Here is a 19,958-nt window from a genome sequence, read left to right as displayed (position 1 = left end):
CATGACCGACACACCAGACGGGCAGACCGTCATCATCCATACCGACGGCTCCGCCCTCGGCAACCCCGGCCCCGGCGGCTGGGGCGCGGTGCTCCGCTTTGGCGACACCAAAAAGGAACTCTCCGGCGGCTTCCGGGAAACCACCAACAACCGCATGGAGCTTACCGCCGTTATCGAAGCGCTCTCCGCCCTCACGCGCCCCTGCGACGTGGAACTGCACTCCGATTCCAAATACTTTCTGGACGCCATCCGGCAGAACTGGATTGGCAACTGGCAAAAGCGCGGCTGGAAAACCGCCGCCAAAAAGCCCGTAAAAAATCAGGACCTGTGGCAGCGCATCCTGCCGCTTATCGCCAAGCACAACATTTCCTACAACTGGGTCAAAGGCCACAGCGGCAACCCGGACAACGAACGCTGTGACGAGCTTGCCAAAGCCGCCGCCCAGCAGTCCGGTCTGCCCGTTGACGAGGGCTACCCCGGCTAACCTCCCCCCGCCCCGGCGAAAAAAAAACGGCCCGGAAGGACATCTCCTTCCGGGCCGTTCGTTATAGTTCCGGTACGATGTATCAGCTGGCGGCGCGCAGTTGCTGAATAAGGCGCTGCAACTGCTCGGCGCGTCCGGCAATGCCGCGGATGGCTTCGGCGGACTCCACAGCGCCCTTGGCCGTCTCGTCCGTCACCACGCTGATTTCCTCCACGGAGCCGTTAATCTGCTCGGAGGCGGAGGACTGCTCCTCGGCTGCGGTGGCGATGTTCTGCGCCATCTGGGCCGTGCCTTCCACGCTCTCCACAATGCCTTCCAGCATCTCTCCGGCTTCGCGGGCATGCTGGACTGTGGCCTGCAGGGCATCCTCGGCCACGCGGCGCTTGGCCACCGTGCTTTGCACGGATTCCTGCACGCCGGAGATAGCCCGGCCCACTTCCTGCGTGGCGGCCATGGTCTTCTCCGCCAGCTTGCGCACTTCGTCGGCCACAACGGCAAAGCCGCGCCCGGCGTCGCCCGCGCGGGCGGCCTCAATGGCGGCGTTCAGGGCAAGCAGGTTCGTCTGGTCCGCAATGTCCGCGATGACGTTCATCACCTCGCCAATGGAGCTGGCCTTTTCGCTCAGGTCGTCCATGACGGCGGAAAGTTCCTCGGTGCTGGACTGCACCTTTGCCACGTCCTTAACCGTATTCTCTACGCGCTGGCGGCCCTCCATGGCATCCTCGCGGCTCTTGTGCGCCATCTCCGCCGCGGAGGCGGAATTGCGCGCCACCTCAAGGATGGACGCCGTCATCTGCTCCATGGCCGTGGCGGTCTGCCCCACGCGCTGCTGCTGCAGCGCCGCGCCCTCGGTGGTTTGCTCCACTTCGGCGGCCAGCTGGGCAGACGCGGCGGACAACGCCTCGGTAATCTCCACAGACTGCTTGGCAACATCGGTAATGGTGCCGAGGAGTTCTCGCACCTGCGCTTCGCGCTCGTGGGCTTCGTCCATGGCCTTCTGCGCCTTGACCGCCTGCTGGGCGGCCTCCCCGCTCTTGGCGTGGGCGTCGTCCATGGCCTTGCGGATGCTGGCAACCATCAGTTCCACATCCGCCCGCAGCGCCTCAAACTCGCCGGTAAAGCCCACCTTGGACACCGCCTCGTAATCGCCCTGCGCCACTTTGTCGGAACAGTCCTGCAACGCCGCAAGGGGACGCAGGATGGAGCGTCCAACAAGATAGATGCACACAATGAGCGCCAGCGCCGTAGCCAGCGCCGCCACAACGGACACAATGACGCCCGCCTTGAAGGCCGAATCCTGCCGCGCGGCGGCGTCCTGCGCAATGCTCAGCACCAGCGGCTCCACACTGCGGGCGGCGTTGATGAAGGCGGCCCGCTGGTCGTTCAGAGCGTGGCGCGTCTTCACCAACTGGGCAAAACTGTTCACATAGGCGTCAAGGTCGCTGGTCAGCTGCGAGCGCAGGGCGGCATCAATGTCCGCAGAGGCATCAAGAGCCGTGCGCATCTGGCGGACGGCCCCGGCAAATTTCTGCTCCGCCTTTTCACTGCCGCGGATGATGAAGTCCTTTTCGTACCGGCGCAGCATCAGCTGGCGGTACTGCAGCTCCGGTACGTCCACACGCGCAAAGGTGTTTTCCATGTCGTGCACGCTGCGGCGCATCTCGCCGCGCAGGCCTTGATCCTCACTGAATCCAAGGCGCTCTTCGTACATGACCGCCGTTTTGAAGCTGCCCTCATAGCTTTCAAGGTAGCTCAGCGCCTTTCCGGCGCGCGCCGCAAAGTCCGGGTCGTTGTGCTGCAGATGGCGCAGCCGCGCGCGCACATCGCCCAGGGCGTCTATGGCTTTGTCCGCCCATTGGCGCTCCATGCGCAAGATAAAATTCTTTTCATGCCGCCGCGCCTGAAGCATGGCCGCCCCGGCGCTGCTCGCTTCCTTCTCCAGCAGCATTGTCTGCCGCACACTCCAGCCGCCATACACACTAATGGCGAACACCGCGACCAGCCCGACAAGGGCGATGGCCCCGATGCTGGTCAATTTCATCCGTACAGACATGTCCTCTCTCCCTAACGGGCCGAAGAGCCTTCAGCCCAATGCAAAATTGTCTGTGAACACTCTATCCGCAGATTGCTCCAGAGCCGTACTGCATATCCCTCAGGCGCAGTATGACTTCAATACGCTTAAGCGAATCTATACAAACAACTTTATCATCTGAAATCAAAAGCTTTTTGCCGCCCCGCGCATCTTTGTGCCCGGCCGCGCACTCGGGACGCAGGCCGCAAGCACGCACCATCATCCGCTGCATAACGATGATGCAAAACGTGCCTCCTCACTGCGTGAGCGCACGCATTCACTCAGCACAAAAGCGCAACTCTTGCAAGGTGCAACCTCTGCGAAAACAGCCGCAATCCGGGCCTTTTAACGCATTAAACCCTTATGCGCCGTGCATTGGCGGCGCGCGCTGCGCATCCGTCGCACACTCCTGCACATTCTGGCACGGCCTTTGCGATATACCCCTGCGAAGGCAAAAAATGCCTTCCGGGCAAAAATCGGTAGTGAAGGAGAACACGTATGAGTTTTTCATCCATGTACGTAGGGACGACGGGCATGAAGTCCCACGGCGAACGCATGGGCAATATCGGCAACAATCTGGCCAATGTGAACACCCTCGCCTACAAGAGCGCGGACGTTCACTTCCAGACGCTGATGAGCCAGTTTGCATCCACGGGGTCCTCCCCGGATGTAAGCATGTCGCAAAAGGGGCTTGGCGTCGGGCTTGGCGCCATCCTCACGGATTTCAACATTGGCGGCTTTCAGCCGGGGGCCGAGGCCACGGACCTCGCCATTGCCGGGGACGGATTCTTCCGCGTGACGCAGGACGACAAGGTCCGCTACACCCGCGCGGGCAATTTCCGCTTCGACAAAGAGGGCTTCCTTGTGGACCCCAACGGCTACCACGTGCAGGGCAAGACCATTGACGACAACGGCAACGTTGCCGCCGCCACCACGGACATCCAGTTAACCATGGGCGAGGGCGGCCTTGTGACCGTGCCGCCAAAGGCCACCTCCGCCGTATCGCTGAACGTCAATCTTGGCCTTGCCGCCGACGAAGAGCGCACCTCCGACGCCACGGACCCGTTCTTTGCCCTGCTCAAGAGCTGGGACGGCACCAATGAGGACGGTCCCCTCAGCACCGAAGCCACGGCCTACTCCGCCGCGGTAAAGGTGTATGACGACCAGGGCAACGCCCACACCCTCAACGTGCACTTTGACCCTGTCTCCGCCAGCAACGCGGGCGGCGAGACCACATATGAATTTGTTGCCGGATTCGACCCCGGCGAAGACGGCCGCGCCGCAATGGCGGGAACCAAGGGCGCAGGCCTTGCCATGGCTGGCACCCTGACCTTTGACTCCTCGGGCCAGTTGAAGGGCATGTCGGCCTTCAACTACAGCGGCACAGGCGACGCCAACGACCCCGCCAACTGGACTCCGGCAGGCGTCTCCGAAGATGGCGCGCCCACCTTCGACATGACTTTCCTCAGCGCCGACGAAACCGGGGCCACGGTAACCTCCGGGCCAAGCACCATCAGTCTTGACCTTGGCCTGACAGGCACGGGCTTTGACAGCGGAACAATCGCCTCGGCGGCGGACATCGGGACCGACGCGTCCCTGCTGCCCACCATGACCGGGGCCACCCCGGCCAGCAGGCCGACGACCAACTTCATGGGCACCAGTTCCACCATTACCAAGGCGCAGGACGGCTACGCCGAGGGCTTCCTCTCCAGCATCAGCGTGGACCGCAGCGGCGTGATGGTCGGCAACTTCTCCAACGGCGTAAACAAGGACCTGTTCCAGTTCTCCCTGTTCACCTTTACCAATGAATGGGGCCTGAGGCGCGAAGGCGCCAACCACTTCAGCGCCACGCAGGACTCCGGCGAAGCCGTCGAAGGGACGCCCGGCGAAGCCAACTTCGGCGTCCTTTCAGAACGCACGCTGGAGACCTCCAACGTGGACATGGCCGACCAGTTCGTGAAGATGATTTCCACGGAGCGCGGCTTCCAGGCCAACTCCAAGGTCATCACCACCTCGGACTCCATTTTGGAGATGCTCATCAACATGAAGCGCTAATCTTTCAAGCGCACAGCGAAAAAGACCGCCCCCACCGCACTCTGCTGCTGTGGGGGCGGTCGTGTTTTGTGCCATAAAAAAACGGAGCGCCCCCAAGGGGACGCCCCGTCTCCACTCTGACAAAAGGCCGTCTGGCTATAAACCAAGTGAGGACTTAAAGAATTCGTAATCAATGCTGGAACTCACCAACTGCGCGCCCTGACGGATTTTGATGATGTCGCGCAGTTTGTGGCGCGAGAGGATGCTTTCCATCTTTTTCGCCACGGAATAGGTATCCTCGCGCACGATGACGATGGGCACCTCCAGCACCTCGGAACGGGTGAGGATGATGTCGTTGGGGTACAGATTGCCGGTGAGCACAAGGCAAGGGCAGTTGCCCTCAAGGGCCACAAGCTGCACGTCGGACCTGTCGCCACCAACGATGATGGCGGAGTTCTTGTTTTTGCGGAAGTGGGTCATGAAGTTCTCCACCTGCATGGTGCCGATGAGGAAATTCTCCACCACCTTGTCCGCCTTGTTCTGCGCGGAAATCACCTTGCCCCCAAGGCGCTCCGCAAGGTCGGACACCTTGATGGCGCCCATGAGCGGGTCTTTGGGAATAACGCCCAAAACGCGCACGCCCGCACGCTCCAAACAGGGGCGCAGCATGCCTTCCACCTCGTCCATAAAGGACGGCGGAATGTCGTTCAGGATAACGCCAAGGAGCGACTCGCCAAGGGCCTCGCGCATGGCCATCAGGTAGTCGTACTTCAATTCTTCCTGATACCTGTCGATGATGATGGTCTTCAGGCCAAGGCGTTTGACCACATTGATGGCGTCCACGTCGCAATATTTGCCCGAGTACATGCTGCCCGAGCCAGCAACAATGGTCACATCGTGCCCGGCGCTGACGCGTTTGTAGGCGGCCTCAATGTCGCCCATCAGGTCGCCGCATTCGCCGGAAAAGGCGCGGACCTTAAAATCCTGCGTCACCAGCACGGGGGTGACGTCTGCGGGGTCGTCCTTCAGGCCCAGAATGTCCTGCACGAAATAGGCGTCCTCGTCGCAGGGTTTGCCGTCAATCTCGGTGGGCATGGCCCCGACGGGCTTCATGTAGCCGACGCTGTAGCCGTCCTTTTGCAGCTTCAGGCCGAGCCCCATCACGACCATGTTCTTGCCGGAAAACCCGGAGGTCGAGCCTATGTAGATGCCTGACATTGTGTCCTCCTCATCGTTCGTATGGCCTGTTGTCGTTTGCTGCTTCGTGTATGGCCGGCCCATCAATTGGTGCACAGGGTGACGCGCACATCCGCCACCGTCGCTCCATTGTTGTCCACCAGTATGGGGTTGAACTCGGCCTCGAAAATGTCCGGGATGTCCACCGCAAGCTGAGACATAGTCAGCAGGATATCCTCTATGGCGCCAAAATCCACCGGAGCCTCCCCGCGTACGCCGCGCAGCAGGGGGTAGGATCGGATTTCGCGTATCATATCGTGGGCGTCGGTCTTGGACAGCGGCGCAAGGCGGAAGGCGATATCCTTCAGCACTTCCACATACACCCCGCCAAGGCCAAACATCACCAGCGGGCCAAACTGCGGGTCGCGCTTAAAGCCCACAATGACCTCCTTGGCCCCCTTGGGGGCCATGGCCTGGACCAGACAGCCCGAGATGAACGCGTCCTTGCGCAGGCGCTGGGCCCGCGACGTCACGTCCATGAAGGCCCCGCGCACCGCCCCGGCGTCGGCAAGGCCAACGCGCACGCCGCCCACATCGCTCTTGTGCGAAATCTGCGGCGAGGCGATTTTCACCACAACGGGATAGCCGATGCGCTCGGCAACGGCTACGGCTTCCTCCGAGGTCCGGGCAAGCTCCGTCTCCGGCAGGGGCAGACCGTAGGCCTTCAACAATTCCTGCGCCTGAAATTCCACAATCTCCACACACCCACGGCGGCGGGCCTTGTCCACCACCTCCGCCGCGCGGGTCGCGTCGCGGATAATGCTCATCTCCAGCGCCTTGGGGCGCGCCTTCCACATGGCGTGGCGGTACATGGTCTCAATGCTGTGGATGGCTGGCTCAGGAAAACCATAGCACGGCACCCCGGCCTTCAGCAGAAGCTCCCGCCCCGGCCCCACGCGCTCCTGCCCCATAAAGCAGGCAAACACGGGCTTGTCGCTGGTGGCGGCCACATCCGCCACGGCCCTTGCCGTCTCCTCAATCTGCGCCGAGGCCGTTGGCGTCAGCAGCACAAGCACGGCGTGGACAAGCTCATCCTGCGCCACGGCCTCCAGGGTTTTTCTGTAGCGCTCGGCGTCCGCGTCGCCAATGATGTCTACGGGATTGTAAAAGGAGGCAAAGGGCGGCAAAAACGTCCCCAGGCGCTCCACCGTAGCGGCGGACAGCGGACTGATAAGCAGATTGCTCCGCTCGCAGGCGTCGGCGGCCATAATGCCGGGGCCGCCGGAATTTGTTACGATGCACAGGTTCGGCCCTTCCGGCAGGGGCTGCATGGAAAAGGCCTGCGCCAAATTGAACAGCGTGGCCACATCCCGCGCGCGCATGATGCCGGACTGTGCAAAGGCCGCGGCATAGGCCTGCTCGGACCCGGCCATGGCTCCGGTGTGGCTGGAGGCCGCCTTGGCCCCCGCCGCCGTGGTGCCGGACTTGATGACGATGACGGGCTTCTCGCGCGTGACCTCGCGCGCCACCCGCATAAAGCGCACCCCGTCGTCCACGCTCTCCATGTACCCAAGAATAACGTTGGTCTGCGCGTCGTCGCGCATGTGCTCCAGCATGTCGGACTCGTCCAGCACAGCCTTGTTGCCAAGGCTGATAAACGAAGAAAAGCCAATATTCTCGCCAAGGGCCCAGTCGAGAATGGCGGTGCACAGCGCCCCGGACTGCGAAAAAAAGGCGATATTCCCCTGCCGGGGTTGCCCCGCGGCAAAGGTAGCGTTCAGGCCGCAGGCAGTGTTATTGAGTCCAAGACAGTTTGGCCCAAGCAGCGCGATATTCTTCTCGCGGGCAATGGACGTGAGTTCCTGTTCAAGGTAGTACCCTTCCCGGCCGGTCTCCTTAAAGCCCGCAGTGATGACAATGACGGCGCGCACCGGTAGCTGGGCCAGCTGCCGCACGGCATCCGTCACGCCACGGGGTGGAATGCAGACCACGGCCAGATCAAGCGGCGAAGGCAAGGACGCGATGTCCTGAACCACAGGCAGGCCGAGAACCTCGCCCCCCTTGGGGTTGACCGGGAAAATTTTCCCCTGGTATCCGGCCTCCACCAGATTGGCCACAACACTGTGACCAACCTTGCCCGGCGTAGCCGATGCACCAATAACCGCAACGGCCGCAGGCGTGAATAGCGCTTCAAGATTGTGCTCGGGCATGACGACCTACATGTGGAGAACATGATGAAACAGGACCTCGAAACACTGCAAACGACTATTTCCTATCGATTTTCACAAGTCAAGCTTCTGCAAACAGCGTTGACGCACAGTTCGTACGCCAATGAACACGGCAACGATACAGAAGACAATGAACGGCTGGAATTCCTCGGGGACGCGGTATTGGAGCTTAGCACTTCGGAAATGCTTTTTGCAAAATTTCCCGAAGCGCCTGAAGGTCAAATGACGCGTCTGCGCGCCAAGCTGGTGAGTGAACCCGCACTGGCTGAAGTTGCGCGAGAATTGGAGCTGGACCGCATACTGCGGCTTGGAAAAGGCGAGGAAATGCAAGGCGGACGGGACAGGGACTCCCTGCTCTCCGACGCTGTGGAAGCCATCCTTGGTGCGGTTTTTCTTGATGGTGGCTACGACCCGGCCAAAGCCGTGGTCAACACCATGCTGGAAAACCGCTGGCCCGAGCACTGCGACGTGCGACGGGTGAAGGACGCCAAAAGCAGGCTGCAGGAACTCACGCAAAAGCTCTTTAAGGAGCGCCCGGTGTACGCGCTGGCCGACAGCGTGGGGCCGGAGCATGCCAAGACCTTTGTGGTGCAGGTCACCCTGCCCGACGGCACGGTGCTCTCCTCCGAGGGAACCAGCGTCAAAAAGGCCGAGCAGAATGCAGCGACCAAGGCTCTGGAGTTTTTGCAGGAAAAGGAAGAGACGAAGAAAAAATAAGACGCATATCCCGGGGAGGCCGTACAGCCTCCCCGGCATACGTCTTTGGTCCGGCAACAGATGGCCACATGCGCCAACGCGCCGCCGGATGCGGCCGACTTACGCGCCGCCGCCGATGAGCTGCATAGCCATACGCGGCAGGCTGTTGGCCTGTGCCAGCATGGCGACTGCGGACTGGGTGAGAATCTGGTGGCGCACAAATTCCGTCATCTCGGTGGCAACGTCCACGTCGGAGATGCGGGATTCGGCGGACTGCAGGTTCTCGGCCTGAATCTGCAGGTTGGAGATGGTGTTCTCCAAGCGGTTCTGCAACGCACCGAGGTTGGCCCTGATCTTGTCCTTGGACACGATGGCGGCGTCCAGAGCTTCCAAGGAAGCCTGCGCCAAGGACTGGGTGGAAATGGTGTTACCCGCGGGATTGGAAGTGTCCGCGCCGGAACCAAGGCCAAAGTGGCTGGCCGTGGCACCACCGATGGAAATAAAGTAGTAGTCCTCGGACGAATCGTTGCCCGTACCGAAGTGGATCTTCATGGGACCGGAAGGCTGGAGTCCGGAACCATCGTGGTCATCGGGAATCCCACCGGTAAGGGTACCGTCCAGCAGGTGCACCTGGTTGAAGTCCGTCGCGTTGGCGATACGGGTAATTTCCGACGCCATGGCCTGATACTCGGAGTCGATGATCAGACGCTGGTCGGAGTTGTAGGTACCGGTGGCGGCCTGTTCGGCAAGCTCTTTCATGCGGATGAGCTTTTCATCGATGACCTGCAGCGCGCCGTCGGCGGTCTGCACCATGGAGATGGCATCGTTGGCGTTACGCACGCCCTGATGCAGAGTGGACACGTCGGAGCGCATCAGCTCGCGGATGGCAAGGCCTGCGGCGTCGTCAGCAGCAGTACCCACGCGAAGACCAGAGGACAGACGGCGGGTGGATGTCGCCAGCTGACCGTAGCTGTGATTCAGATTTCTGGCCGCGTTCATGGCCATCAGATTGTGATTTATGACCAAAGACATTGCAAAACCTCCTTGTTTTGGCTTGCCTAGTATTAAGCACCCCCTGTGCCAAAACACTTTTCTCCAACAAAACCAGTGACTTAACTTTTCTTCTCCACCGTTTTTCCGCAAAAAATCGTCATTTCGGGATTTTTTTTCCCTTTTCAGGTCATCTCCCTGACGCCGCTCTGCCCCTGGCAAGGCGGTGAAGTTGCAGATAATTCCCACCTGGTTCCCGCCCGCGGGCCCGCCACGCCTGCAAAACACGCCACAATACCCCCTAAAGCCCCCCCCGCAGTGTGCCGATGTGACAACTGAGGACCTTTTCTTTCCGGAACAGCTTCCGGAACATGGAAAGGGAGGTGGACCATGAACATCAAGAACATCCACATTACGGCAGCAGAGGCCTACGGCAGCAGCGGCACGCAGCTTCGCCCGGCGCAGCACCGCCCGGACGCGCGGCAGGACGACGCCGCGCCCACGCAGGCGCCCACAAAGGAAACGCAGGCGCAAACCTCACGCAAGCAGTCCGTTCAGGCGGCGCGCGAGGTACTTGAACCCATGGAGCGCTTTGCCGAAAACGTTGGCGTGGACCTGAAATTCCACATCAATACGGAAACCGGCGAAATGCAGGCCGAAGTGCGCGACGCCTCGGGCCAAAAGGTCATCCGCAAGGTGCCCGCTGATGAAGTGCTGCGCCTTGCCGCGTCCATCAAGGAGCTATCGCACAGCTTTTTCGACCGCTCGCTTTAAGCGCGTCCGCCGCCTCCCACACAACGCAAAAGCCCCCGGCAGAATGTGCCGGGGGCGTTTTTTTCGGGCGTCGGCCGGGACCGGGCAGTGCCCCGGCCGACTGTGAGTGAAGGAGATCGGTTGTATGCTGCGCTGCGTTAGCGCTTCATCATGATAACAGTCTGCATCATGTTGTCCGTGGTGGTGATGACCTTGGAGTTGGCCTGGAAGCCGCGCTCCGTGGAGATCATGGTCACGAACTCCTTGGCAAGGTCCACGTTGGACTGTTCCAGCGAGTTGGACGCGATGCTGCCGTAGCCGTTGGCATTGGCCGGTCCTGCGGCGGCTTCGCCGGACTCTCTCGTCTGCGCGAAGAGGTTGGAACCGTCGCGCCTCAGGCCCCACGGGTTCACAAAGTCGTAGAGCGTGATCTGGTAGAGTTCCAGCACTTCGCCGTTGGAGTACCTGCCGGTAAGGATGCCGTCACGGTCCACGGAGACGTTCTGCAGGAAGCCGAATGTGTAGCCGTCCTGCGACTGGAACTCGGTGGAGCTGGAGCCGGAGAAGCTGGTGGACGCCTTGGAGTTGACCTCCACATCAGCAAAGTCCGGCAGATTGTCTACATTGTTGCCAATTTCCCCGGCATTAGAGAATGTCGTATTGACCGTATCCCACCCAGGATTGTCAGCAGGATCTGTGCCGCCACTCGGGCTGTTGTTGGTCAGGCCAAAGTTCACCGCAACGGGATGCGCGTTGGAGTTGTTGATGTCACTCCCACCAGGCTGATTGGTGAAGTTTGGCGCAAAGATAGGTTGCCCATCTGTGTTAAACTTCGCGGGCTGCCAGTTGCCCAAATCCTTGTCGCCGGGATCGGATGCGCTGGAATTGAGCGTGAATGCGCTCTGGCCCTTGAGCTGACCAGCGGAGTCGAAGGTCAAGGAGCCAATCATCATAACGCCTGCGGCAGACGTCGTGTCCATGTCCACGCTGTCAAACACGCGGCCATCTTCGCTGGGCGGCACGGTGACCATGTATTCCCAGTACTGCTTGCCATCGTCGGCGCCAACGGACACCTGGTCGAAGTAGACGGTCAGCTCATGCGCGGTGCCGCCTTCGTCATAGACCTTGATGGTGCTCTGGTAGGTGTACTGCGAGTCGGCCAGCGGCACTTCGGCCTGTCCGTCCCAGTTGCTGAACATACTGAAGAACGGGTCCGAGGCGAGGGTGGAGTTGTCCTGTCCGCCAGTTCCATCAACGTTCACAATCATGTTGATGTTTTCAGTCGCCTTGGGCTTGGCGGTGAAGTCCTCAAGGCGGATGTCCTTGGGCGCACCGGTACCCTTAATGTTCGATGTGGAGGACGAGCTGCCCGTGGTCAGGCCCGTAGCGATGGTGGTGTTTGAAGTCTGCGGAATCTCCCAGCCCTGCAGCACGTAGCCGTGGGGGTCGACAAGGTAGCCGTCCTTGTCGAAGCGGAAGTTGCCCGCCCGGGTGTAGTAGTTGGTGTCCTCGTTTTTGACCTTCACCTTGAAGAAGCCCTCGCCGCCAATGGCAAGGTCCGTCGCCTCGGTGGTGGTCTCAAAACCGCCCTGACCGTAGTCGGCGTAGATGGCGCCGATGCCAACGCCTCGGCCAATCTGGCCTATGCCTGCGGCGGTATTGATGTCCTGACTGATGAAATCTTCAAAATGCATCCGGGAGCCTTTGAAGCCCACGGTGTTGACGTTGGCGATATTGTTGCCAATGACGCCCATCTTCTCACCGTGTGCCTGCAAACCCGACACACCTGTCCACATGGATGATGACAGACCCATTACCGAACCTCCTTATTCGTCATCTGCGGAGCCGTCCTGACCGGTGTCGGAACCGTCCTGGTCTCCGTCCGTATCAGTTCCAGACTCCACGACTTCCTTCACAAAGTTGAATCCGACTACTCGACCGTCCGACAGGCGCAGGTAGTTCTGCCCGTTGGAGTACTGCACGCCTTCCACTCGTCCGGAAACTTCCGTCTGGGTCATGATGGCTTCGCCGTCCTTGCCCTCTGCCGCCAGGGCGACGTAGTAGAGGCCTTCCGGCAGATCCTTGCCCTTCCAGTCCTTTCCATCCCACTGGAATTCGTGCTCGCCCGCCGCCTGTGCACCAAGCTGGACGGTGCGGATGATGTTGTTGTCCTTGTCGAAAATGTTCATGTACACGTTCTGCGCCTCGTTCTTGAGGGCGTAGTACATTGTACTGACCGAACCATCCTCGCGGATGCTCAGGTTGTCGCCAAGGGCCCTGACTTCCCTGCCAATGAAGTTGGCGGCGTTGACCATTTCCTGATGGATGGTCTGCTGGGACAGTGAGGAAACGCCCTTGTTGATGGACTGGAGCTGCTCAAGGTTCGAGAACTGTGCGAGCTGCGAGGTGAATTCCTTGTCGTCCATGGGGTTCAGCGGATCCTGATGCTGCAGCTGGGCAACCAGCAGGGTAAGGAAGTCCTCCTTGTCCAGTTCGGACTTACCGGTGAACTTTCTGGTATCGTAGAGTTCCGATTCCGCTCTGCCGATGATGTTTCCTGCGTCGTACTGCTGCATGATCTGTAACCTCGTGTATGACTAGGCGAAAATATCCAATCCGCCCTGGGAATTATTTACCTGATGCATGGTATTTTGCATTTCCCGGGCCAATCCTTCGCCGCCATCTTGGAGGCTCTTCCACATTCCACGTAACTGTCCGGAATTCTTCTGTTGTTGTGCAGTATTGTGGTGTCCGGCGCCCTGCCAATTCTGGCCGAACTGGTCACCGGCAAGCTGGGTCTGCACCTCCAGCTTCTGCACCCGAAGGCCCTGCTGCTGCAAAGTCTGCCGCAGGTGGGCCATCTGATCGCCCAGCACCTTGCTGGCCTCGTGCGAATCAACACGGATGACGGCAGAGACTTCCTTGTCCCGAACCGACAGCACCACGTTGAGCTTGCCAAGGTCAGCGGCGTCCAGCTTCAACGTCATCTGCTTCCGTCCTCCTGACAGATTCCGCAGCATGGCGTTTTCCACCTGACGCATCAGGCGGGAAGACAGCTCCTTATTAAAGGCGCTCTCCCCGCTTCCAACGGTTTCGGCCTTGAGCAGGTTCTTGGTCGCTTCCGCGGCCTTCATGGCCTCGTTGGCGACAAAGGCCTGCTCCGCACCGTTGCCATCGGTCTTCACCTTGCCGAGAAAATCCATCCATGGATTCCGCTCGCCAGCGCTGGCTCCGGCACCCGAGTCCTTTCCTCCTGAAAAGCCCTCGCCGCCGTATCGGCCCGCGCCGCTGTCCGAACCGGTCTTTCCATGACCAGCCTTGCCTTCCGTGGCGGATCGAACACCGGCGTCCTTGCCAGCATCAGCATTCTTGCCCGCGAGAACGGCGCTCTTGACGTCCTTGTCCTGAGCGGTCCGTGCCGCGTCGTCGGCAGACACTGTGGTCTTGCCGCTGTGGTCGGCCTTGGTCGAGGCTTCTGCGCCCTTGCCCGCCGCGGCTGCGGCGGCCTTCTTGCCGTCCACGTTCTTGGGGTCAGCCTTCAGGACGCGCTCGGCGACGCTTTCATCGCCGTCTGCGCCTGCCTTGGCGGCCTTGTCCCCTTCGGCGGCGCGGGTGCGCCGCTCATGCTCAGCCAGAACCTTCTTGTTTCTGGCGTCATTGTCCGTTCCGGCATCGGCCAGCTTGGCATGCTCCGCACGCTCAAGGGCCTTCTCCAAAACAGCGCCAAGAGATTCCTGCATCTTTCCGGCGGTGAGAGTGTCGCCCTTCACGTCCGCGGCCACCTCCGACTTGAGCTGCGCCATAACCTGACGCAGTCCGTCGGCAGTGAGTGTAACGTTCTGCTTATCGCCAATCAGCGACTTCAGGCGGGCTATGCCCTTTTCCGACAGCTTCACCACCTGCCCAAGCAGCTGCAATTCGCTGCTGGAAACATCAATCTGCGTCCCGGCCGGAACCGAGGCCAGCTTGTCCGACACCTGCTTCCACACGCTGGAGAACTTGCCCTGCGTCAGGTCACCCACCAGCCCCTCGGCCGCGCCGGGCGTAAAGCCCATCTTCTGGAACAGGCTTTGGAGTTGGCGGGATTCATCGGCGGAGAGCTTCACCACGGCGGAGTTCAGCGCGCCAAGGCGCGACGCCAGTGCGGAGACAAGCTGTCCCCACGTGACGCCGGCGTCACTGGCAATTTTGTCGCCAAGGGCGCGGATTTCCCTGTTCGTCAGCCCAAGGGCCTTCAGGTCGTCCTTCAGGTCGGCAAAGTCTTCCCGCGTCACCTTCAGACTCTTGATGTCCGAAAGCTTTTCCGCGCCGCCTTTGCCCAGCAAGCCAAGCAGCCCTGCCTTGCCCTTGCCCACGCCCTTTTCCGTGCCAGCACCGGCCAGCGCCTGCAGAAGCACCACGGCATCCTTGCCGCCCGAGGCGCGGGAGCCGCCACCGGCAAAGGCCTCGCCAGCGCTCATCAGCGCCCGGGCGTCCATGGCGGCATACTGCGCGGCCTCGCGCGAGCGGCGCAGGTCCTCGTCGCTGGCAAAGGAATCAAGGCTGCGCCCTTCCTCGTACAGGTGATTGCCAACGGACTCCGTCAAACCGCGCTCCATGCGGTCCAGAGCAAAGGCGTCGTATTGGGACATCTGTGTATCGAAATAACTGGCAAAGTCCCCGGGGCGTCGCTCGTAGCTCGCTTTGAGCTGGGCGTCGGTCCCGAAGACGTCGTTTGCCAAATCACTCATGGAAGGAAATATCTGCATATGTCGTGTACCTCGCCCCCTATGTTACAAGGTGCGTGCCAAATGCTTAAAACATATGATTTCAAGATGTTAGATCACGTACAGAGGCAGATATTGCCGCCCATAGCCACCGCATCCCGCGGCAGGATCCTCCACAAGACCGGGCAGTTGGAACAGTTTGCCTGCACGGGCACCGCGCAGAGGAGCGCATGCCGCCCCCGCGCCGCAATCCCCCGAAGCACCACGCAAAAAAGGCCGCCGTTCCGTGGAACGGCGGCCTTATGAGAGGCGGAGGGCGCGGTGCCCTGCGAGCTATGGAATCAGAACGTCGTCACGTTCTAGTTGCCGGACTTGCCAGCGGCGGCCAGCTGCGCGCCCTTGCCGAAGCAGTACTTCACGAGGAAGAGAATCAGGGCGGCCACGGCGATGACAGCGCCACCGATGTAGGCCACATCCAGAGGCAGATTGAAGCCAATCTTCGCCTGCAGGATAAAGGTGGCGGACACGGCGGTCATGAAGGTTGCCGGGATGGTGGCAATCCAGTGGAGCTTACCGCTCTTCACGAGGAAGACCGCGGCAGACCACAGCACCAGCATGGCCAGCGTCTGGTTGGAGAAGCCAAAGTAGCGCCAGATGGTGGAGAAGTTCTGCGTGGAGATGATGTAGCCGAGGGCGAACAGCGGCACGGCGATCATCAGACGCTTGGCAACTTCTGCCTGGTCCACCTTAAAGGCTTCCGCAAGGATGAGACGGGTGCTGCGGAAGGCGGTGTCGCCAGAGGTGATGGGCAGCACGATAACGGCGATAACGGCGAGGAAGCCGCCCACCGGGCCGAGCAGTGTACGGGACACTTCGTCAACAACGGCGGAGGGGCTGCCAGCGGCGATAACGGCGCTCAGAGCCTCGGGGGAGTTGTAGAAGGACATGCCAAGGGTGGCCCAGATGAGGCCGATGATGCCTTCAATAATCATTGCGCCGTAGAACACGGAGCGGCCTTCGCGCTCGTTCTTCACGCAGCGCGCCATCAGCGGAGACTGCGTGGAGTGGAAGCCGGAAATCGCGCCGCAGGACAGCGTGATGAACAGCAGCGGCCACACGGGCTTGCCACCGGGGTGCAGGTTCGCGGTAATGTCGAGGTTCGGCAGAATGGTGTAGTCGCCGACAAAGAGGGCTACACACAGGGAAGCCGTCATCACCAGCAGCAGCAGACCCATGGCGGGGTACAGGCGGCCGATAATCTTATCGATGGGCAGGATGGTGGCGAGGAAGTAGTACGCGAAAATACACGCCACGAAGATGCCGGTGTTGTAGCCGGTCAGGCCCGTGAGCAGCTTGGCCGGGGCGAGGACGAACACCACGCCAACCAGCATCAGGAGCACAACGGAGAACACGCGCATGACCTGACGGGCGGTCATGCCCATGTATTCGCCCACAATCTCCGGCACGCTGGCGCCACCGTTGCGCACGGAGAGCATGCCGCTGAAGTAGTCATGCACAGCGCCGGCGAAGATACAGCCGATGACGATCCACACAAGCGCCACCGGGCCGTACAGGGCGCCGAGGATGGGGCCGAAGATGGGGCCGATGCCCGCGATATCCAGCACCTGAATAAAAATGAGCTTCCACTTGGGAAGGGGCATGAAGTCCACGCCATCCTGCTTGGTGTAGGCAGGAGTGGTGCGGTTCGGATCGGGACCCATAATACGGTCCACAATCTTGCCGTAGGTAAAGTAGCCCACAATAAGGGCGATCAAACACGCGAAAAAGAACAGCATAGTTGCCTCCTCAAAGCATCTCGCACCGGCCGCGCCGGGGGTTTCTTCTTACGCTCTCCTTCTACAACCAGTGAAAAAAGGCGCAAGACCCAAAGCGCGAAGTGTCGCTTCGAGGGGCTGAACTGCACGCAGCCGGGAATGAAATGCACGGCCGTTTCACGCAGGCGTCACAGCGGGGCCAGAAAAGCACGTCGACTCCCGTCATACGGGCCTCGTTGCCCATCCGCTCCGCGCAGCGCGCCGGGGCCGCAACCATGCAACGCGCCGCCCGGTCACCATGCAACCAACGCCAAGCGCCCCGGCGGCCCTTCCCCAACGGGAAGGCGCAACCGGGGCGCTTTGGGCCGCCGCACTAGGCGGCGGACACTATGGCGGGACCGCTAGGTGTTGGCCACGGTCTCGCTGCACCGGGGAATGCGGAAGCTCACCACGGTGCCCTTGCCGGGACTGCTGGCAATACGCAGGCGATAGCGCACGCCAAAAAGCTGCTCCAAGCGGTTGTTGCAGTTGGACAGGCCAATGGAATCGCGACGGGAACCAAGCCCGCCTGCCAAGACCTTGGCCGCCTTTTCTGCGGACATGCCAAGACCGTCGTCCTCCACGGTGACCACAAGCTCGTCCCCCTCCACACGGGCGACAAGCCGTACAAGGCCGCCCTCCTCCTTGCGGGAGATGCCGTGGCGGATGGAATTCTCCACCAGCGGCTGAATAAGCAGCGACGGTACGCGCCACTGGTAGCACTCGTCCGCAATATCAATCTCCGCCCGCACGCGCTCGCCAAAGCGCGCCTGCTCAATGGTCAGGTACGAGCGCACCTGCTCCACCTCTTCGTCAAGGCCCACAAACCCGCGCGAGTCGAGATTCTTGCGCATAAAGCTGGCAAGATTCTTGAGCAGTTCCCGCGCGCGCTCCGGGCTGGTGCGGCAAAACGAGGCGATGGTGTTGAGGGAATTGAACAGAAAGTGCGGGTTAATCTGGGCCTGCAAGTGGCGGATTTCCGCATTGGCCCGCAGCTGGGACTGAATCTGGATATCCTCCAGCTCCAGCTGGGTGGAAAACAGCTGGGCAAGGCCCTTGGCCAGCTCAAAACGCACCTCGTCCAGCATGGCGCGGCGGCTGCCGTAAAACTTGAGGGTTCCCACGATACGCCCGCCCTTTTGCAGGGGCACGATGATGCCGGAGCGGAAGGGACAGTTTTTATGGTCGCACCCGATGCTCCCGGCCCGCTGTTGGTACACGGGAGTGCCCGTATGCAGTACCTCGCGCGTGGACTGCGTTCTGATGGCGCGTCCGGGCAGGTGGTGGTCCGCACCTTCGCCCACGTGGGCAAGCACGTTGTCCGTATCCGTAATGGCGACAGCGGCCACGCCCACACGCTCGTAGATAATCTTTGCCGTGGCGTTGGCGGCGTCGGGATTCAGGCCCGTGCGCAGATGCCCCACGGTGTGGTTGGCGATGGAAAGAATATCGTGGGCGGTGCTGGAGTCGCTCTTCTCACGGTGGCGGGAGAGGAGCTTGATGGTCTGTACAAACAGCCCCGCGCCGATGGTATTCACCAAAATCATGGGCAGGGCGATGAGTTCCACCAGTTCCACAGCGCTGTGGAAGGGCCGCGAAATGATGAGGATGAGGGTCATGTGGAGCACCTCGCCCGCAAAGGCGATGCCCGCGGCGTAGCGCCAGTCGAGGCGGCGCTCGCCAAGGCGCGTCGCCATAAAGCCCGCCACCGTCCCCTCAATGATGGTGGCCAGCCCGCACGGCAGCGCCGAAAACCCGCCCACGTCGATGAGAATGCGGTGTCCGCCCGCAATCAGCCCGGCGGCCATGCCCACAAGCGGCCCGCCAAACAACCCGGCCGGAACCACGCTCATGGCGCGCAGATTGGCTACGCTGTTGAACACCATGTTACCGCTGTAGGTGCCCATGATGCCGAACGCGCCGAACAGCAGAATCTGGAACACCCGGTTGGCCTTGCCGGGATGCTTCAGCCCCATCTGGCGGACGGGGTTGAAGTGCAGCAGCAAAAAGGCAGCGGCAATGATGAGCCCGAACCGCTCCACAAGGGAGAAGAGAAGGACTCCGATTGTCATAGATTTGCTCCGGGAAAAACGTTGGGCAGGGGGACACACGCGTCCCGCACCGGAAGGCAGGAATACCACCACCGGCGCGCCGCGCGCAAGGCCGTGGACACCGGCCCGAAAACACAGGAAAAAGGCAGGCCCTACAGCCCGAGGCGCTCCTTGAAGCCCGCCACACGCGCGCGGCTCACCGTCACCTCGGTGCCCTCGGCGTCGTCAAGGACGATATTGTACTTGCCGTGGAACCACGGCGAGAACTCGCGCACATGGGACAAATTCACCAGAACGCTGCGGTTGACGCGGTAAAAGGAATGGTTTTCAAGGCGCGACTCCAGCCTGTCGAGGGTCATGCCGCCGTGGCATGGGGCGCTGAGCGCTCTGGTATGCGCCACCACCTTTTTGCCGTCGGCGCGGATGAGCACCACGTCCTCCGGGGCCACCAGCACCACGCGTCCGCCCTGCTCCAGTGCAATGCGCGTCAACTGCTGGGACAGGCCCATGCCCTCCAGCACGCGTTCCAGATTGCGCTGCACCTCGCCCGCAGCTTCGGCTCCGGCCTCGCCCGTACGCTCGCGCACACGCTCCAGACACTGCTCAAGGCGCTCCTCGGAGACAGGCTTGAGCAGATAGTCCACCGCGTTGGCCTCAAAGGCGCGGATGGCGTATTCGTCAAAGGCCGTCGCAAAAACGAACAAGGGCCGCGGCTCCATGTGCATGGTTTCGGCCACAACGTGAAAGCCGTTCCGCCCGGGCATCTCGATGTCCAAAAACACCACGTCCGGCTCTTCGGCCTCGATGAGCGCCACTGCCTCCGTGGCCGAAGCGGCCTCGCCCACCACCTGAACATCCTCGAACTGGGACACCAGATAGGCCAGCTCGTCCCGCGCGGGCGGCTCATCGTCCACTATGACAACCCGAATGTGCTTCATATCCGTCATCGTCTGCT

14 protein-coding genes are annotated in these 19,958 nt (G+C 61.3%); 4 read left to right on the top strand and 10 right to left on the bottom strand.

The features are described 5' to 3' along the window. Position 1 precedes the first annotated feature (1 nt). Positions 2 to 484 carry a ribonuclease HI gene (gene rnhA, locus ACYQ2T_RS11895; RefSeq protein ID WP_404843586.1) on the top strand — a complete coding sequence of 161 codons (483 nt, stop codon included), beginning with the start codon at positions 2 to 4 and terminating at the stop codon, positions 482 to 484. 82 nt (positions 485 to 566) lie between these two features. Here the strand turns inward: rnhA and ACYQ2T_RS11890 are convergent, their stop codons facing one another. Beyond that, positions 567 to 2,537, bottom strand: coding sequence for a methyl-accepting chemotaxis protein (locus tag ACYQ2T_RS11890; RefSeq protein WP_459900805.1), 1,971 nt, complete (start codon positions 2,535 to 2,537; stop codon positions 567 to 569). 516 nt (positions 2,538 to 3,053) lie between these two features. On the opposite strand from ACYQ2T_RS11890, the gene ACYQ2T_RS11885 reads away from it, so the two are divergent. Further along, on the top strand, positions 3,054 to 4,610 hold the full coding sequence (locus tag ACYQ2T_RS11885; protein ID WP_459900803.1) for a flagellar hook protein FlgE: 1,557 nt from the start codon (positions 3,054 to 3,056) through the stop codon (positions 4,608 to 4,610). A 135-nt stretch (positions 4,611 to 4,745) separates the two neighbouring features. Here the strand turns inward: ACYQ2T_RS11885 and ACYQ2T_RS11880 are convergent, their stop codons facing one another. After that, on the bottom strand, positions 4,746 to 5,807 hold the full coding sequence (locus tag ACYQ2T_RS11880; protein ID WP_459900802.1) for a phosphotransacetylase family protein: 1,062 nt from the start codon (positions 5,805 to 5,807) through the stop codon (positions 4,746 to 4,748). Positions 5,808 to 5,869: 62 nt separating this feature from the next. Next, a complete protein-coding gene (acs, locus tag ACYQ2T_RS11875; protein ID WP_459900801.1) occupies positions 5,870 to 7,975 on the bottom strand; it encodes an acetate--CoA ligase alpha subunit in 2,106 nt (701 codons plus the stop codon). A gap of 24 nt (positions 7,976 to 7,999) precedes the next feature. Between acs and rnc the strand changes: the two genes are divergently transcribed. After that, positions 8,000 to 8,710 (top strand): ribonuclease III, encoded by a 711-nt coding sequence (gene rnc / locus ACYQ2T_RS11870; RefSeq protein ID WP_404844110.1) that lies wholly within the window; start codon positions 8,000 to 8,002, stop codon positions 8,708 to 8,710. Between the two features lie 99 nt (positions 8,711 to 8,809). On the opposite strand, the gene ACYQ2T_RS11865 is transcribed toward rnc, so the two are convergent. After that, positions 8,810 to 9,721, bottom strand: coding sequence for a flagellin N-terminal helical domain-containing protein (locus ACYQ2T_RS11865; protein ID WP_459900800.1), 912 nt, complete (start codon positions 9,719 to 9,721; stop codon positions 8,810 to 8,812). A 348-nt stretch (positions 9,722 to 10,069) separates the two neighbouring features. Between ACYQ2T_RS11865 and ACYQ2T_RS11860 the strand changes: the two genes are divergently transcribed. Next, positions 10,070 to 10,453: a flagellar protein FlaG gene (locus ACYQ2T_RS11860; protein ID WP_459900798.1), complete on the top strand. Its 384-nt coding sequence runs from the start codon at positions 10,070 to 10,072 to the stop codon at positions 10,451 to 10,453. 137 nt (positions 10,454 to 10,590) lie between these two features. Here ACYQ2T_RS11860 and ACYQ2T_RS11855 read toward each other — a convergent pair whose 3' ends face one another. From ACYQ2T_RS11855 to ACYQ2T_RS11830, 6 genes are all read right to left on the bottom strand, one after another. After that, complete coding sequence (locus ACYQ2T_RS11855; RefSeq protein WP_459900796.1) at positions 10,591 to 12,246, bottom strand: flagellar hook protein FlgE; 1,656 nt, start codon at positions 12,244 to 12,246, stop codon at positions 10,591 to 10,593. 12 nt (positions 12,247 to 12,258) lie between these two features. Next, positions 12,259 to 13,008 carry a flagellar hook assembly protein FlgD gene (locus tag ACYQ2T_RS11850; protein ID WP_459900795.1) on the bottom strand — a complete coding sequence of 250 codons (750 nt, stop codon included), beginning with the start codon at positions 13,006 to 13,008 and terminating at the stop codon, positions 12,259 to 12,261. 21 nt (positions 13,009 to 13,029) lie between these two features. Further along, on the bottom strand, positions 13,030 to 15,180 hold the full coding sequence (locus ACYQ2T_RS11845) for a flagellar hook-length control protein FliK (protein ID WP_459900794.1): 2,151 nt from the start codon (positions 15,178 to 15,180) through the stop codon (positions 13,030 to 13,032). Positions 15,181 to 15,497: 317 nt separating this feature from the next. Further along, positions 15,498 to 16,934: a carbon starvation CstA family protein gene (locus ACYQ2T_RS11840; RefSeq protein ID WP_459900793.1), complete on the bottom strand. Its 1,437-nt coding sequence runs from the start codon at positions 16,932 to 16,934 to the stop codon at positions 15,498 to 15,500. 380 nt (positions 16,935 to 17,314) lie between these two features. After that, positions 17,315 to 19,024, bottom strand: coding sequence for a LytS/YhcK type 5TM receptor domain-containing protein (locus ACYQ2T_RS11835; RefSeq protein ID WP_459900791.1), 1,710 nt, complete (start codon positions 19,022 to 19,024; stop codon positions 17,315 to 17,317). A gap of 131 nt (positions 19,025 to 19,155) precedes the next feature. Continuing rightward, positions 19,156 to 19,950 (bottom strand): LytR/AlgR family response regulator transcription factor, encoded by a 795-nt coding sequence (locus tag ACYQ2T_RS11830; protein ID WP_459900790.1) that lies wholly within the window; start codon positions 19,948 to 19,950, stop codon positions 19,156 to 19,158. Positions 19,951 to 19,958 lie beyond the last annotated feature (8 nt).

This window comes from Desulfobaculum senezii, from assembly GCF_054657395.1.
Note: the sequence above shows the minus strand (reverse complement) of the source record. Positions and strands in the feature narration are given on the sequence as shown.